Here is a 14718-nt window from a genome sequence, read left to right as displayed (position 1 = left end):
CCTAACTATAAAAATGGCTTCGGTTCATCCTGGCGATGCACGCAGGCTATGCGCCCGCAGTCTCTAGAACCGTATGCGATCGGCTTGAAAAGCCCATGAAAAAACCGCGCGGCCCTGGCGGGCTCGCGCGGTTTTTTTTAGCTCGGTGCCGCCGATCGGTCACAACGGACCGATCGACCGGTTGGCAACAGGCGATTTACTTCTTGAAGTTCGCCACGCCTTCCGTGATTTCCTTGTGCGCGGCTTCGATACCCGCCCAGCCCTCGACCTTCACCCACTTGCCCTTCTCGAGCGCCTTGTATTGCTCGAAGAAGTGCTTGATCTGGTCTTTCAGGTACGCCGGAACGTCGTCGATCGACTTCAGGTCGGCGGTCATCGGGCAGATCTTGTCGTGCGCGACGGCAACCAGCTTCGCGTCCACGCCCGATTCGTCGGTCATTTGCAGCATGCCGAGCGCGCGCGCGCGAACCACCGAGCCGGCCAGCAGCGGGAACGGCGTGATCACCAGCACGTCGACCGGGTCGCCGTCGCCCGACAGGGTTTGCGGAATGAAGCCGTAGTTGGCCGGATAGCGCATGCCGGTGCCGATGAAACGGTCGACGACCAGCAGGCCCAGATCCTTATCGGCCTCGTACTTCACCGGATCGCTTTGCGCCGGGATTTCGATGATGACGTTGAAATCTTGCGGCAGGTCTTTGCCCGCGGGGACGTGATTGAAGCTCATGAGCGCTCTCTGATCAGGATGGAATTCGGAACACGGCGCGCAGTGCATGCGCCCGGACGGTGTGAAGCGTGACGACTCGAATCGCCGCTGCCGCCTCGACATCGCCGCGGGCCGCGGCAGTTGCGGCCGGACAGTGCGGAATGCGCCATTATAGCCAATCGGCCGATGGCGCCTCGGCGAGGATCGGCGCGATAATCATCCGGCGTCGTTCGATTGTGCCTCTCGTTTGTGAACAGCACGTCACCGCCCGCACTTGCGTGGCGCTGCGTGTCACCTCAAGGAGTCTGCATGGAAGAAGCCCGACACTTCATCGGCGGCGAGTGGCGCGCCGCTTCAGGCAACGAGACGATCGCCGTGCTCGATCCGTCGGACGGCCAGCCGTTCACCCAGTTGGCGCGCGGCACCGCGGCGGATATCGAGGCCGCCGTGCAGGCCGCCCGCCGCGCGTTCGAAGGCGCATGGGGCGCGGCCAGCGCCGCCGAACGCGGCCGCGTGCTGTACCGGCTGTCCATGCTGGTCGCGGCGCATCAGGAAGAACTGGCGCAACTCGAAGCGCGCGACACCGGCAAGCCGCTCAAGCAGGCACGCGCCGATTCGGCCGCCCTCGCCCGTTATTTCGAGTTTTACGCCGGCGCGGCGGACAAGCTGCACGGCGAAACGCTGCCCTATCAAGCCGGCTACACGGTGCTGACCATCCGCGAGCCGCACGGTGTGACCGGCCATATCGTGCCGTGGAACTACCCCATGCAAATTTTTGGCCGCAGCGTCGGCGCGGCGCTCGCCACCGGCAATGCGTGCGTCGTCAAACCGGCCGAAGACGCTTGCCTGTCGGTGCTGCGCGTCGCCGAACTGGCGGCCGAGGCGGGCTTGCCGGCCGGCGCGTTGAATATCGTCACCGGCTACGGCCATGAAGCCGGCGCGGCGCTCGCCCGTCATCCCGGCATCGATCACATTTCGTTCACCGGGTCGCCGGACACCGGCAAGGCGGTCGCGCAAATGGCCGCTGAAAATCACGTGCCCGTCACGCTCGAACTCGGCGGCAAGTCGCCGCAAATCGTCTTCGCCGACGCGGATCTCGACGCGGCGCTGCCCGTGCTGGTGTCCGCGATCGTGCAGAACGCCGGGCAAACCTGCTCGGCGGGCAGCCGCGTGCTGATCGACCGCGCCATTTACGAGCCTTTGCTGGACCGCCTGAGCGGTGCGTTCCATGCGTTGCGCGTCGGCCCTTCGCAGGCCGACCTCGACTGCGGGCCGCTGATCAACGCGAAACAGCAGCAGCGCGTGTGGGACTTTCTGTCGGACGCGCAGCACGACGGCATTGCCATGGCGGCGCAAGGCGAAGTGATTTCCGACGCGCCGGAAAGCGGCTTCTACCAGGCGCCCACCCTACTGCGCGACGTACCCGCGAGCCATCGCCTCGCGCGCGACGAAGTATTCGGTCCGGTGCTCGCCGCGATGTCCTTCAACGGCGAAGACGAAGCGCTGGCGCTCGCCAACGGCACGCAATACGGCCTCGTGGCCGGCATTTGGACACGCGACGGCGCGCGGCAAATGCGTCTCGCGCGACGTCTGCGCTCCGGCCAGGTGTTCATCAACAACTACGGCGCGGGCGGCGGTGTGGAATTGCCGTTCGGCGGCGTCAAGCATTCGGGGCACGGCCGCGAGAAGGGCTTCGAAGCGCTGTACGGTTTCACGGTGTTGAAGACCATCGCGATCCGGCACGGGTAGCGGTCGGCCGGCGTTCCGGGCAAGCAGTGAATTGATTGCAGTCACAACCAACAACGGAGACATCATGCGGTTGACAGGTAAAACGGCCATCGTCACGGGTGGCGGCTCGGGTTTCGGCGAAGGCATTGCGAAGACCTACGCGCGCGAAGGCGCCAACGTCGTGGTCAACGATCTGAACGGCGCGGCCGCGGAGCGCGTGGCGAGTGAAATCGCGCTGGCCGGCGGCAAGGCCATCGCGGTGGCGGGCAACGTCGCGCAGCGCGACGACTGGCAGAAGCTGCGCGAGGCCGCGCTCGAAGACTTCGGCAGCGTGCAGATCGTGGTCAACAACGCCGGCACGACGCATCGCAACAAACCCGTCATGGAAGTCACCGAAGCCGAGTTCGACCGCGTCTACGCGGTGAACGTCAAAAGCATCTACTGGAGCGTGCAGGAATTCGTGCCGTATTTCCGCGAGCAAGGCGGCGGCAGCTTCGTCAATATCGCGTCGACGGCCGGTGTGCGGCCCCGGCCGGGTCTCGTCTGGTACAACGGCAGCAAGGGCGCGGTGATCATCGCGAGCAAGTCGCTCGCCGTCGAACTGGGTCCGGACCGGATTCGCGTGAACTGCATCAATCCGGTGATCGGCGAAACGGCGCTGCTGTCGGAGTTCATGGGCGTCGAAGATACGCCGACCAATCGTCAGCGCTTTCTCGCGGGCATTCCGCTCGGACGCTTTTCGACGCCGCAGGACATCGCCAACGCCGCGCTGTATCTGGCCTCGGATGAAGCGGAGTTCATCACCGGCGTGTGTCTCGAAGTGGACGGCGGCCGCTGCGTGTAGCGGCGGCGGGCTGACGCCTCAGTGTTTTCCCCCGGTATCGATTCGTGATCCAAAGCACCTGGCGCGACTAGAATCCATCGCAGGCGGTACTTCAATTCCACAAGAAAAGAGGAGACACCATGGCAAGTCCTGCAGATCCGCTCCACCACCCCGGCGCGGGCGCGCCCCCTTCCACGTTCGAGGAGGCTACCTACCGTAAGGTCACGTGGCGGCTCGCGCCGCTGCTGATGCTCTGCTACGTGGTCGCGTATCTGGACCGCGTCAACGTCGGCTTCGCGAAGCTGCAAATGACCAGCGACCTCGGCCTGAGCGACGCCGTGTACGGCTTCGGCGCGGGGATTTTCTTCCTCGGCTATTTCATCTTCGAAATTCCCAGCAACGTGATCCTGCACAAGGTCGGCGCGCGCGTGTGGATCGCGCGGATCATGGTGTCGTGGGGCATCGTTTCGATGCTGACCATGTTCGTCACCACGCCGGCCATGTTCTACGCGATGCGCTTCCTGCTCGGTCTCGCCGAAGCGGGCTTCTTCCCCGGCATCATCCTGTACCTCACCTACTGGTATCCGTCGCACCGGCGCGGCCGCATGACCACCTGGTTCATGACGGCGATCGCGCTGTCGGGCGTGATCGGCGGTCCGGTGTCGGGCTACATCCTGAAGAACTTCAACGGTGCGAACGGCTGGCATGGCTGGCAGTGGCTGTTTCTGCTCGAAGGCGTGCCGTCGGTAATCGTCGGGATTCTGGTGTTCGCAAAGCTCGACGACCGGATCTCGAAAGCCAGATGGCTGACGCGCGAAGAACAGCAACTGCTCGAAAGCCAGGTCTCCGCCGAAGAAGCAACCAAGCACGATATGCCGATCCGCCAGGTGCTCACGAGCGGCCGCGTGCTGATGCTGAGTCTGGTGTATTTCTCGTTCGTGATGGGGCTTTACGGCGTGAGCTTCTGGCTGCCGACCATCATCAAGGCGACCGGCGTGACCGACTCGTTCATGATCGGCCTGCTGTCCGCGATTCCGTTCGCGGCGGCGGTGGTAGCCATGGTGTTCGTGGCGCGCAGCGCGGACCGCACCCGCGAGCGGCGCTGGCATATCGCGGTGCCGGCCTTTGCGGGCGCGCTCGGGCTGGTGCTGTCGGTCGTATGGGCGCACAACACGGTGCTCGCCATGGCGGCGCTGACCCTCGCGACCATGGGCATTCTGACCACGCTGCCGCTGTTCTGGAGTCTGCCTACGGCGATCCTCGCCGGCACGGGTGCGGCGGCCGGCATCGCGATGATCAATTCGATCGGCAATCTGGCGGGCTTTCTGAGCCCGTACGCAGTGGGCTGGCTCAAGCAGGCGACCGCCGCGAACGACTCCGGCATGTACATGCTGGCCGCGTTCATGGTGCTGGGCGGTTTGCTCGCGATCAGCGTGCCGGCCAGGATGGTGAACAAGTGAAGCAGGTCGTCGCGTAACCATCAGGCGTCGGGCGGCAAGCGCCGTGACGCGCTCGCTGCCTGCTTGACCGGCACAGCATCTGGCGATTCGACGCATCGACGAAAAACAAAAACCCCCGGCGTTCTGCAACGCCGGGGGTTTTTGTTTGTCTGCCTGCGCGGCCCGAACCAGCCAGCGCCCAAGGCAAACCTCACACCACGTTCATGGCCAGCGAACTCTCGCGATAATGCTGGCTCGCCTTATCCGAATCGCCAAGCTGTTCGTGCAAACGCGCCAGCGCACGATGCGAGCGAATCTTCAGCGTCTCGTTGTCGGCCAGTTTCAACGCGCGCTCGAGGAACGATTGCGCCTTGCCCCACAGTTGCTGATGCAGGCACAAACGGCCCAGCGCGAACATCAGGTCGGCATCTTCCGGGCGATCCTTCTGCCAGGCTTCGGCCTTCTGGATCAGCGGCAATGCGTCGCCCGCAGTGGTGTCCGGATAACGGCGCAACAGACGCGCGTCCCAGTTCTGCGCCAGCGCTTCCTCGACGATCTTGCGTGCGTCCTGCGGACGGTTCAGCGCCACCAGCAGTTCGGCGGCGAGATCGGCGAGACGCGGCGAATGACGCTCGGTGGCCGACAGCGAGGTCCACAGTTCAAGCAGCGCGTCGGCGTTATGCCGGCGATCGCGCAGCAGGTTTTCCGCCGCGAGTTGCCGCAAACGCACCGCCACCGCCGGATGAATCGCCTCGCGTTTTTCCAGTGTCTTGACGAGCTTGAGCACTTCGGCCCAGTTCTTCAATTGCTGTTGCGCACGCAACATGATCTGCTGCGCGTGAATACGCCGCGCGCCCTGCGATTGCATCTCGGTCAGCGCGGTCAACGCGCCGTCGGCGTCGCGGCCGTCGGCGCGCATGTCGGCGGTGGCCATCAGGCGGGCGTCGAGCCAGTCGGCTTCGTCGATCTGCGCGAGCCATTCGTCGCGCCGACCGTATTCGTGCATGCGGTGCGCCGCGGTGGCCGCGATCAAACCGGCCGCGCCCTTGTTGTCGCCATTGGCGAGCGCATCTTTCGCGGCCTTTTCAGCGCGCGAAAAACGCCCCGCATAGAGATTGCCGATCGCATCGCGCAACGCCGCATGCGCCTTGGCGACGCGCGAACGCGCGCGGTAAGCCGACACGCGCTGCGGCATGCGCCAGATATTGCGGACGATACGCAGCAGCGCGTACAGCAGGATGAACAGCACCACCAGCCCGACCACGAACAGATTCAACGAAATGTCGACGCGGTAAGGCGGATAGATCAACAGCACCTGCCCCATATCGAAGCGCCCGACCACCGCCAGCACCACCGCGACGGCGAACAGCAACGCAAGCCATAGAAGTCCCCGGATCGCCATGATTAACCTCGGTTCCGGTATTGATTGACGGCTTGCAGGCTCGTGTTCAGATTCGGCAGTTCGACCGCGGCGGAACCCGCGTCCACCTGCTTGACCAGATCTTCCACGGTCTGCGTCTTCTTCGACGCGTTGTCGAAGTAGCGCGTCAGCGAAGACTGCGCGGCCTGCAGATCCGATTTCAGCGTGGTCTGGTTGCGCGACAGCAGCGCGAGACGCGCCGACAGCAGGCGCAGCTTCACGTTCTCACGCACGAAGTAGCCCTGGTCGGGCGTGATCAGCATCGCGTCGGCGTTGTCGATACGGCGCACCTGCACGAGGCTCGTCAACTGCTGACCGATGCCGGTGCTCACTTCGCGCCACCACACTTTCCAGCGCGGCTCGCCGGTGGCCGCGGCCACCTTCGCCGTGTCCGCCCAGGTCGCGGCCTTCGGCGTGGCATGCGCGATCGGCGACTCGCCCGACAGCGGCAGGCTGTCGATCTGGTCGATCGCGTTGTCGAGCTTGATGGCGAGACCGGTCAGGTCGGTGGACGGCGCGGCCTTCAGCTTGTCGATGTCTTGCGCGATCGCCTTGCGCACCGTGACGGCTTGCGGGCTGTCCGACGCGGCCAGACGCGTGTCCGCGCTTTGCAGCGCGAACAGCGCGAGCTGCGTGTTGCCGGTGAGCTGCAACTGCTGGCTCGCGGCCGACAGCATCTGCCCGACTTCGGCGAAGGTCCAGTCGTCGCGATTGCGGGCGAGATCCGTGTATTGCTGCTGCAACGCCTGCTGCGCGGTTTGCGCGTCGGCGAGCTTGCCTTCGAGCTGCGCAACCTGTGCGTCCGATTGATGCACCGTGGCCAGCGCCTGCTCGGTCTTGACGCGCAACTCGCTGGTCTGCGCGTCGTTGGCCTGCTGGCGTTGCGCGAGTTGCTGCTCGGCGCGCTCCACCTTGCGGTTGAGCGCAAAGCCGCCCACGCCCGCCGCACAGGCAAGGATCACGACGACAAACCACAGCAGCGGTCCGCTCGCGCTGCGGCGCTTTTGCGCTTCGTAGGGCGTGAAGGGGGGATTCGGCGGCAACCCGGTGGTCGCGGCCGGCTGGGGTGAAGCGTTCGTGGAAGCGGTCGTTTCAGTCATGCGTGATTGTGCCGGTGAATGAGCCGGGTTGGACGGTGCCGGTTGAACTACGGTCGGAACGGCGGCAAGCAGAGCGCGGGCAATCCGGTCGTCGCCCGCGCCGGACACCGTCATGCTATCAAAACCCAATGCCCGCGCGGTCTGCGCAATACGCGGATGCGGCGTGACGAGCGTGGCGTGTTTGAGCGCGGCGATTTCGCCGGTAGTCAGATGGTCTTGCGCGAGTTCGTGCAGATTGCGCACGCCTTCGGAACTGGTCAGCAGCCACGCGTGCGGCAAACCGGCGAGCAGTTCGTGCACGCGCGCCCAGCCGCCGATCGACGGTTCGGGCACCAGACGCCGGTAAGCCGCGGCCGTCTCGACCTCGGCGCCGGCTTCGCGCAGACGTTCGGCGAGCCATTCGCGGCCGCCGTCGCCGCGCACGATCAGCACGCGTTGGCCTTCGAAGCCGGTGGCACCGAGCGCGATTTCGAGCGCCGCGAACAGACCTTCGGAATCGAAGCGAGCGGTTTCCTCGTCGTTACCCGACGGCGGGCTGATGACGTTGTATGCCGGCGCCGCGACGCCATGGCGCGCGAGCGCCTGCACGCTGCCCGGCCCGACGACGCCGATCGGCAACGCATGCGGCCAGATCGCGTCGCTGTGTGCGAACGCCTGGTCGATCGCGTTCGGCGACACGAACACGACCAGCGCGTAGCGTTCGAGCGAAGCGAGCGCCGCGCGCAGCGGCGCGGCGTCGGTGACCGGTGCGATGTCGATCAGCGGGAAATCGAGCGTGGCGATGCCGGCCTCGGCGAGCCGCGCGATCAGCTCACTCGACTGACCGGCCGGTCGCGTAATCACGACCGTGAACGCCGTCTTGCCGACGGCGGAGGACGAGGTGTTGCCGGAGGAGTCGGCCGTCATCACTCGCCGGTCACCGCGCCGGGGGCTGTGTGGGGATTTGCGCTGTCTGCCGAGCCGGCAGCGGGACCGCTGGCCGTGCTGAGCGCACGCACGATCTCCATCGCGCCTTGCTGTTCGAGCTCATCGGCGACCTGCTGACCGAGCGCGATTGCGCGTTCGACGGTCGGCGCGGGCGCCGAGGCCTGCGCGCTCAACACGCGCTGGCCGTCGGGCGTCGCGACGATGCCGCGCAGATGCAACGCGCCGTCATGCCACGTGGCATAGGCGGCGAGCGGCACTTCGCAACTGCCGCCGAGCGCGCGCGAGACCATGCGCTCCGCTTCGACGGCCGCCGCCGTGTGTTCGTGATGCAACGGCGCGAGCCATGCCGCGAGGTCCGCGCGATCGGCGCGAATCTCGATACCGAGCGCGCCCTGGCCCGCCGCAGGCAAGCTGTCTTCCGGATCGAGCAGCGCACGGATGCGTTCAGCGAGACCCAGCCGCTTCAGCCCGGCGGCCGCCAGAATGATCGCTGCATAGTCGCCACGGTCGAGCTTGCCCAGCCGCGTATCCAGATTGCCGCGCAGCGGCCGCACTTCGAGATGCGGATAACGGATGCGCAACATCGCCTCACGGCGCAGGCTGGAAGTGCCCACCACCGCGCCGGCCGGCAACGCGGCCAGTGACTCGTACTGATTCGAGACCAGCGCGTCGCGCGGATCTTCGCGTTCCATGATGGTCGACAACGCAAAGCCCTCGGGCAAGGTCATCGGCACGTCTTTGAGCGAATGCACGGCGAGGTCGGCGCGGCCATCGGCCAGTGCGGCCTCCAGTTCCTTGACGAACAAACCCTTACCACCCACCTTCGACAAAGTGCGATCGAGAATTTGATCGCCACGTGTCGTCATTCCGAGGATTTTTACGTCACAAGATGGATATAATTTGTGCAGCGCACATCGCACATGCTCCGCCTGCCACATGGCAAGGCGGCTTTCTCGCGACGCAATCACAAGCGTGTGGGGTGGCGTAGAAAACGTCTCGGTGTTCATTAGCTTGCTGATCGAATGTCGGGATGTAATAACAAACAATGTTAGCACGCGCCCTTATGTCTCAAGGCACGGCCAGCCGCCGTGCGGGCGCGGTATCGATGGAGGAGACAGGCTTCGCGCAGCGCACGCCTGCCCCATCCCAGCCTGTTCACGCACGGTCGTTCGCGCACCGCTGCCCGGCATGCGGGATGATGCAATGCGGCGCAAGCTGCACGCGTGGCCGACCCGGCCGGCGTGCATCGCATGCCGGCGCACGGTCACCCTCACCGGCGTTTCGGCGGTTCAGCGTGCTGGTTCCACAGCCGTTCTCCATCGGCACCTGTCGTTAGTGCTGTTCACATGCAGTCCGTAGCGCAGTTCCGCAGTAGCAGTTCATCACTCAACAGACCCCGGCTTCCCTGAGGAAACCCATCGTGACGTCTTCCGGATCGGCGCGCCCTGCCCGCCGCAACACTGCATCGCCCAACACCAACGCGGCCGACACCGCCGCGGCGCCTACCGCTTCCGCCGGCTCCACCGCGAGCGCCACGCAGTCGACACCGGCCAAACGCGCCGGCAAAACAGCCCGCGCCGCCCAGCCGGCCCATGCCGCCAAGGCCAGCAAATCCGCTAAAACGTCCACGTCCGCCAAGGCGGCCAAGCCCATGAAAACCGTCAAGACGGACAAGGCCACACCGGCTGCGGCCGGCGTGACTGCGCCGCAGTTGCAGGCCGTGTCGAAAGACACCAGGGTTTCCGCGCCGAAAACCAACGGCCGCACGCGCGAAGACAAGGACCACCCGCTGTTCCAGGACATCCGTTATCTGGGACGCCTGCTCGGCGACGTGCTGCGCGAGCAGGAAGGCGACGCGGTGTTCGACGTCGTCGAAACGATCCGTCAGACGGCGGTGCGCTTTCGCCGCGAGGACGACAGCGCGGCCGCGCAAACGCTCGACAAGAAACTGCGCTCGCTGAGCCCGGAGCAAACGGTCAGCGTGGTGCGCGCGTTCAGCTACTTCTCGCATCTGGCGAATATCGCCGAAGACCGCCACCGCAACCGCCGTCACCGGATTCACGCGCTGGCCGGCTCGACCTCGCAGCCGGGCACGATCGCCCATGCGCTCGAGCGGCTCGTCGCCGCCGGCGCGGCCGCGACGCCGGTGCTGCAGCAGTTCTTCAACGAAGCGCTGATCGTGCCGGTGCTGACCGCGCACCCCACCGAGGTGCAGCGCAAGAGCATTCTCGACGCGCAGCACGACGTTGCCCGTCTGCTTGCCGAGCGCGATCAGCAACTGACCGATCGCGAGCGCACGCACAATGAAGCGATGCTGCGCGCACGCGTCACGTCGCTGTGGCAAACGCGCATGCTGCGCGACACGCGTCTGTCCGTCGCCGACGAAATCGAAAACGCGCTGTCGTTCTATCGCGCCACCTTCCTCGAAGAAATCCCGGCGCTGTACGCCGATATCGAAGAAGCGCTCGCCGAGCACGGCCTCGAAGCGCGTCTGCCGCCGTTCTTCCAGATGGGTAGCTGGATCGGCGGCGACCGCGACGGCAATCCGAACGTCACGGCCGAAACGCTGGAAAACGCGATCACCCGCCAGGCCGCGGTGATCTTCGAACACTACATGGAGCAGGTCCACAAGCTCGGTGCGGAGTTGTCGGTGTCGAACCTGCTGGCCGGCGCGAGCGAGCCGCTCAAGGCGCTCGCCGCCGCGTCGCCCGACCAGTCGCCGCACCGCACCGACGAGCCGTATCGCCGTGCGTTGATCGGCATGTACACGCGGCTCGCCGCCAGCGCGCGCGTGCGTCTGGGCGAAGGCAGCGTGCCGGTGCGCAGCGCCGGCCGCGGCGCGGCGCCGGTGCGTGCGATCCCGTACGACGACTCCGCCGACTTCGTGCGCGATCTGCACGTGCTGATGGATTCGCTCGCCGAGCATCACGGCGCGCCGCTGGCCGCGCCGCGTCTGTCGCCGCTCGCGCGCGCCGCCGAAGTGTTCGGCTTCCACCTCGCGAGCATCGACCTGCGTCAAAGCTCGGACATTCACGAAGCCGTGATCGCCGAATTGCTCAAGTGCGCGGGCGTCGTGGAAGACTACGCGGCGCTGTCGGAAGCGGACAAGCTGGTCGTGCTGCTCGCCGAACTGGCACAGCCGCGTCCGTTGCGTCTGCCGTATGCCGAGTATTCCGATCTCGTGAAGAGCGAACTCGGTGTGCTCGAAGAAGCGCGTGTGACGCGTGAAAAATTCGGCGCGCGCGCGGTGCGCAACTACATCATTTCGCACACGGAAACGGTCAGCGATCTGGTCGAAGTGATGTTGCTGCAAAAGGAAACCGGCCTGCTGCACGGCCGTCTGGGCGACGCCAACGATCCGGCGCGCGCGGGCCTGATGGTGATTCCGCTGTTCGAGACGATTCCCGACTTGCGCAACGCGCCGCACATCATGCGCGACCTGATTTCGCTGCCGGGCGTCGACGCGCTGATCGAACATCAGGGCAACGAGCAGGAAGTCATGCTCGGCTATTCGGACAGCAATAAAGACGGCGGTTTCCTCACGTCGAACTGGGAGCTGTACCGCGCCGAACTCGCGCTGGTGTCGCTGTTTAACCAGCGCGGCGTGACGCTGCGGCTGTTCCATGGCCGCGGCGGCACCGTCGGCCGAGGGGGCGGTCCGACCTATCAGGCGATTCTGTCGCAGCCGCCGGGCACCGTCGACGGTCAGATCCGTTTGACCGAGCAAGGCGAAGTGATTGCCAGCAAGTTCGGCAATCCGGAAATCGGCCGGCGCAATCTGGAAACGGTCGTGGCCGCGACGCTCGAAGCGTCGTTGCTGCCGCACGGCAATACGCCCGCGCAGTTGCCCGAGTTCGAAGAGACCATGCAGCAGTTGTCTGACGCGGCGATGGCGTCGTATCGCGCGCTGGTCTATGAAACGCCGGGCTTCAAGGAGTACTTCTTCGAGTCGACGCCGATCGCCGAGATCGCCGAGCTGAACATCGGCAGCCGGCCGGCTTCGCGCAAACTGCAGGATCCGAAGCAACGCAAGATCGAAGATCTGCGCGCGATTCCGTGGGGCTTCTCGTGGGGCCAATGCCGTTTGCTGCTGACCGGCTGGTACGGTTTCGGCAGCGCGGTGGCCGCGCATCTGGACAGCGCGCCAAGCGACGCCGAACGCGCGCGCCGTCTCACGTTGCTGAAGAAAATGCACAAGAGCTGGCCGTTCTTCTCGAACCTGCTGTCGAACATGGACATGGTGCTGGCGAAGACCGACCTCGCCGTCGCTTCGCGTTATGCAGCGCTGGTGTCGGACAAGAAGCTGCGCAAGCACGTGTTCGAGCGGATCGTCGCGGAGTGGGAACGCACGTCGAAGGTGTTGTCGGAAATCACCGGCAAAAGCGAGCGGCTCGCGGAGAATCCGCTGCTCGCGCGTTCGATCAAGAACCGCTTTCCGTATCTCGATCCGCTGAACCACTTGCAGGTGGAGTTGCTCAAGCGTCACCGCGCGGGCGACACCAACGCACGTGTGCGGCGCGGGATTCACCTGAGCATCAACGGGATTGCGGCGGGGCTGCGCAATACGGGTTAAGCACACGGTTTGAGCGCGCAAGCGGCGTGGTCGGCCGCTTGAACGACAACGCCGGGCAAGGAGTTTTTTCCGTGTCCGGCGTTGTCATTTCCGGCTGGGGGTTTTTCCTTCGCGGGTTCCTTTCTCGCTTTCTTGTGCGCGTTCGTTAGTGCGCCTCGACCATCAGCGCATCGAGCTTGAACGAGCCATCTTCCTGCACGTCGAAATAGGCGCGCACCTCGTCCGGCGAATGGGTCCACAGCGAACGGATCGCTACGACCCGCGGCTCCGGCGTGCGCATGCGCGCCACCCACGAACTGAATTCGATATCGATGCGCCAGCGCTCGCGAATCGACGCCTGAAATCCCGCCGCTTCGAAAAATGCGACCCATTCGTCGGCGCGGTAATCGCGGATATGCGAACCGTCGCGCAACACCTCGACCGCCTGCAAGTGCGTATCGAGCAACGGATGATCGCTACCGGCGATATCGATAAACAACACCTTGCCACCCGGTTTCAACACACGCCGCACTTCCGCGAGCGCGAGCGGCACGTCGTGCCAGTGGTGCGCGCTCATCCGGCTGATCACCCAGTCGAAGCTGTGATCGGCGAACGGCAGCTTTTCCGCCGCGCCCTGCTGCGTGCGAATGTTCGCGAGGCCGCGCTCTTTCGCCGCGCCTTCGACAGTGGCGAGCATTTGCGGCGCGATGTCGTACGCGACCACCTCTTTCGCATGCTTAGCGACCGCGAAGCTCGCGTGGCCCGCGCCGCATCCCATGTCGAGCACCGTCGCGTCCGGCGTCGCGGCGATCGACGTCGCCAGCGTCTGCAGGTCGGCGCCGGTGGCATGGGTCTGACTCGTCAAATACGCGGCGGCGGTCGAGCCGAAGGCGTCGGCGACCTGATCGTGATGCTTCATGGGGAGGCTCCGGTTTATCGGTTATTGGGTGAAACCCAGCTGATACGGGAAGGCGTTGCTGCGTTCCTGCCGCTACAATAGGGCCCGCCGTGTACCAGTACAAGTTAAGCAATTATTCTGGTATCAAAAGCACCCCCAAAAAAGATCGCCCGAATAATCCTCAATAATCCCCTCTACGCCGCTCTACGCGCCGCCCGCTCAGAATGACCACGCCGCCCACCGCCGACCACCCGCCGCCGCTCGAAGCCACCCCCGCCCGCGCGCTCGGCGACTTCATCCGCGCTCACCGCGAGCGCCTGTCGCCGCAAGCGGTCGGCCTGCCGCCCGGTCCGCGCCGCCGCACGCCCGGCCTGCGGCGCGAGGAAGTCGCGCAACTGTGCGGCGTCAGCCCGACCTGGTACACGTGGATCGAGCAAGGGCGGCCGGTGTCGGCTTCCGCCGAGGCGCTCGCGCGGATCGCGGTCGCGTTGCAGTTGTCGCGCGCCGAGCGGGCCTATCTGTTCGAGCTGGCCGCCCAGCGCGATCCGGCCGAGCCCGATCCGGCCGCCGCCGACGCGCCTGCCACGCTGCTCGAAACCGTGCGGCTGGTCAACGCGCCGGCTTATGTGCTCGACCGTCAGTGGACCGCGCTGGCGTGGAACGAGCGCGCCGCCGACCTGTTCGTCGGCTGGCTGGACGGCGCGCACGACCGCAATCTGCTGCGCTACACCTTCACCGAACCCGCCGCGAGCGAGCTGATCGTCGACTGGGAAACGCGCGCGCGGCGGCTCGCCGCCGAGTTTCGCGCCGACTCGATCCGCCATCTGAACGACGCGCCCACGCGCGCGCTGATCGACTCCCTCAGCGCCGCCAGCGACGCGTTCACGCGCTTCTGGGCGTCGCAGGACGTCGGCGGCCGCGAGGGCGGGCGGCGCGAATTCAACCATCCGCGCGACGGCCGCATCGTTTATGACCAGATCACGTTCAAACCCGCGCATCGTGAGGATCTGAAGCTGGTGGTGCTGGTGCGCGAGTAGCCGCGCGCGGCGCTCGACACGCCGCCCGGCGTGCGTGTCGCGACTCGTTCGCCGGGTGGGCAGCGCGTTCGCTGCCCACCGCCCTGTCTTC

At 65.7% G+C, this 14718-nt stretch carries 11 protein-coding genes; 5 read left to right on the top strand and 6 right to left on the bottom strand.

Features of this window, described 5'->3' with window-relative positions; genetic code table 11:
- Positions 1-196 precede the first annotated feature (196 nt).
- Positions 197-724, bottom strand: a complete 528-nt coding sequence (gene ppa, locus HWY05_RS27925; protein WP_035552290.1) for an inorganic diphosphatase — start codon at positions 722-724, stop codon at positions 197-199.
- A gap of 288 nt (positions 725-1012) precedes the next feature.
- Here ppa and HWY05_RS27920 point away from each other — a divergent pair, with 288 nt between their 5' ends.
- The 3 genes from HWY05_RS27920 (at position 1013) to HWY05_RS27910 (ending at position 4714) form a co-directional block, all read left to right on the top strand.
- Positions 1013-2452, top strand: a complete 1440-nt coding sequence (locus HWY05_RS27920) for an aldehyde dehydrogenase family protein (protein WP_176060395.1) — start codon at positions 1013-1015, stop codon at positions 2450-2452.
- Between the two features lie 64 nt (positions 2453-2516).
- Positions 2517-3275 carry an SDR family oxidoreductase gene (locus tag HWY05_RS27915; protein ID WP_176060394.1) on the top strand — a complete coding sequence of 253 codons (759 nt, stop codon included), beginning with the start codon at positions 2517-2519 and terminating at the stop codon, positions 3273-3275.
- A 119-nt stretch (positions 3276-3394) separates the two neighbouring features.
- Positions 3395-4714: an MFS transporter gene (locus HWY05_RS27910; protein ID WP_176060393.1), complete on the top strand. Its 1320-nt coding sequence runs from the start codon at positions 3395-3397 to the stop codon at positions 4712-4714.
- 190 nt (positions 4715-4904) lie between these two features.
- Here HWY05_RS27910 and HWY05_RS27905 read toward each other — a convergent pair whose 3' ends face one another.
- From HWY05_RS27905 to HWY05_RS38455, 4 genes are all read right to left on the bottom strand, one after another.
- Positions 4905-6095, bottom strand: coding sequence for a heme biosynthesis protein HemY (locus tag HWY05_RS27905; RefSeq protein WP_035552300.1), 1191 nt, complete (start codon positions 6093-6095; stop codon positions 4905-4907).
- A gap of 2 nt (positions 6096-6097) precedes the next feature.
- Positions 6098-8119 carry a fused uroporphyrinogen-III synthase HemD/membrane protein HemX gene (gene hemDX / locus HWY05_RS27900; RefSeq protein ID WP_176060392.1) on the bottom strand — a complete coding sequence of 674 codons (2022 nt, stop codon included), beginning with the start codon at positions 8117-8119 and terminating at the stop codon, positions 6098-6100.
- A complete protein-coding gene (hemC, locus tag HWY05_RS27895) occupies positions 8119-9147 on the bottom strand; it encodes a hydroxymethylbilane synthase (protein WP_176060391.1) in 1029 nt (342 codons plus the stop codon). The genes hemDX and hemC overlap by 1 nt, the downstream gene beginning before the upstream one ends.
- Before the next feature lie 379 nt (positions 9148-9526).
- A complete protein-coding gene (locus HWY05_RS38455) occupies positions 9527-9793 on the bottom strand; it encodes a hypothetical protein (RefSeq protein WP_244146722.1) in 267 nt (88 codons plus the stop codon).
- Here HWY05_RS38455 and ppc point away from each other — a divergent pair.
- Entirely contained in the window at positions 9792-12713 is a 2922-nt protein-coding gene (ppc, locus tag HWY05_RS27890; RefSeq protein WP_244146721.1) for a phosphoenolpyruvate carboxylase, read from the top strand. The genes HWY05_RS38455 and ppc overlap by 2 nt on opposite strands.
- 145 nt (positions 12714-12858) lie before the next feature.
- On the opposite strand, the gene HWY05_RS27885 is transcribed toward ppc, so the two are convergent.
- On the bottom strand, positions 12859-13611 hold the full coding sequence (locus HWY05_RS27885) for a class I SAM-dependent methyltransferase (RefSeq protein ID WP_176060389.1): 753 nt from the start codon (positions 13609-13611) through the stop codon (positions 12859-12861).
- Positions 13612-13814: 203 nt separating this feature from the next.
- On the opposite strand from HWY05_RS27885, the gene HWY05_RS27880 reads away from it, so the two are divergent.
- Positions 13815-14627 carry a helix-turn-helix transcriptional regulator gene (locus HWY05_RS27880; RefSeq protein WP_176060388.1) on the top strand — a complete coding sequence of 271 codons (813 nt, stop codon included), beginning with the start codon at positions 13815-13817 and terminating at the stop codon, positions 14625-14627.
- Positions 14628-14718 lie beyond the last annotated feature (91 nt).

The sequence above is a fragment of the Paraburkholderia sp. BCC1876 genome (assembly GCF_902833695.1).
In the GTDB taxonomy this organism is placed as follows: domain Bacteria; phylum Pseudomonadota; class Gammaproteobacteria; order Burkholderiales; family Burkholderiaceae; genus Paraburkholderia.
This window is presented reverse-complemented; position numbering and strand designations above follow the sequence as displayed.

Coding starts and splice junctions, on each gene's coding strand:
- HWY05_RS27910 (WP_176060393.1), top strand. CDS start 3,395: ATGGCAAGTCCTGCAGATCCGCTCCACCACCCCGGCGCGGGCGCGCCC.
- HWY05_RS38455 (WP_244146722.1), bottom strand. CDS start 9,793: ATGGGCTTGGCCGCCTTGGCGGACGTGGACGTTTTAGCGGATTTGCTG.
- ppa (WP_035552290.1), bottom strand. CDS start 724: ATGAGCTTCAATCACGTCCCCGCGGGCAAAGACCTGCCGCAAGATTTC.
- hemC (WP_176060391.1), bottom strand. CDS start 9,147: ATGAACACCGAGACGTTTTCTACGCCACCCCACACGCTTGTGATTGCG.
- HWY05_RS27920 (WP_176060395.1), top strand. CDS start 1,013: ATGGAAGAAGCCCGACACTTCATCGGCGGCGAGTGGCGCGCCGCTTCA.
- HWY05_RS27885 (WP_176060389.1), bottom strand. CDS start 13,611: ATGAAGCATCACGATCAGGTCGCCGACGCCTTCGGCTCGACCGCCGCC.
- hemDX (WP_176060392.1), bottom strand. CDS start 8,119: ATGACGGCCGACTCCTCCGGCAACACCTCGTCCTCCGCCGTCGGCAAG.
- ppc (WP_244146721.1), top strand. CDS start 9,792: ATGAAAACCGTCAAGACGGACAAGGCCACACCGGCTGCGGCCGGCGTG.
- HWY05_RS27880 (WP_176060388.1), top strand. CDS start 13,815: ATGACCACGCCGCCCACCGCCGACCACCCGCCGCCGCTCGAAGCCACC.
- HWY05_RS27915 (WP_176060394.1), top strand. CDS start 2,517: ATGCGGTTGACAGGTAAAACGGCCATCGTCACGGGTGGCGGCTCGGGT.
- HWY05_RS27905 (WP_035552300.1), bottom strand. CDS start 6,095: ATGGCGATCCGGGGACTTCTATGGCTTGCGTTGCTGTTCGCCGTCGCG.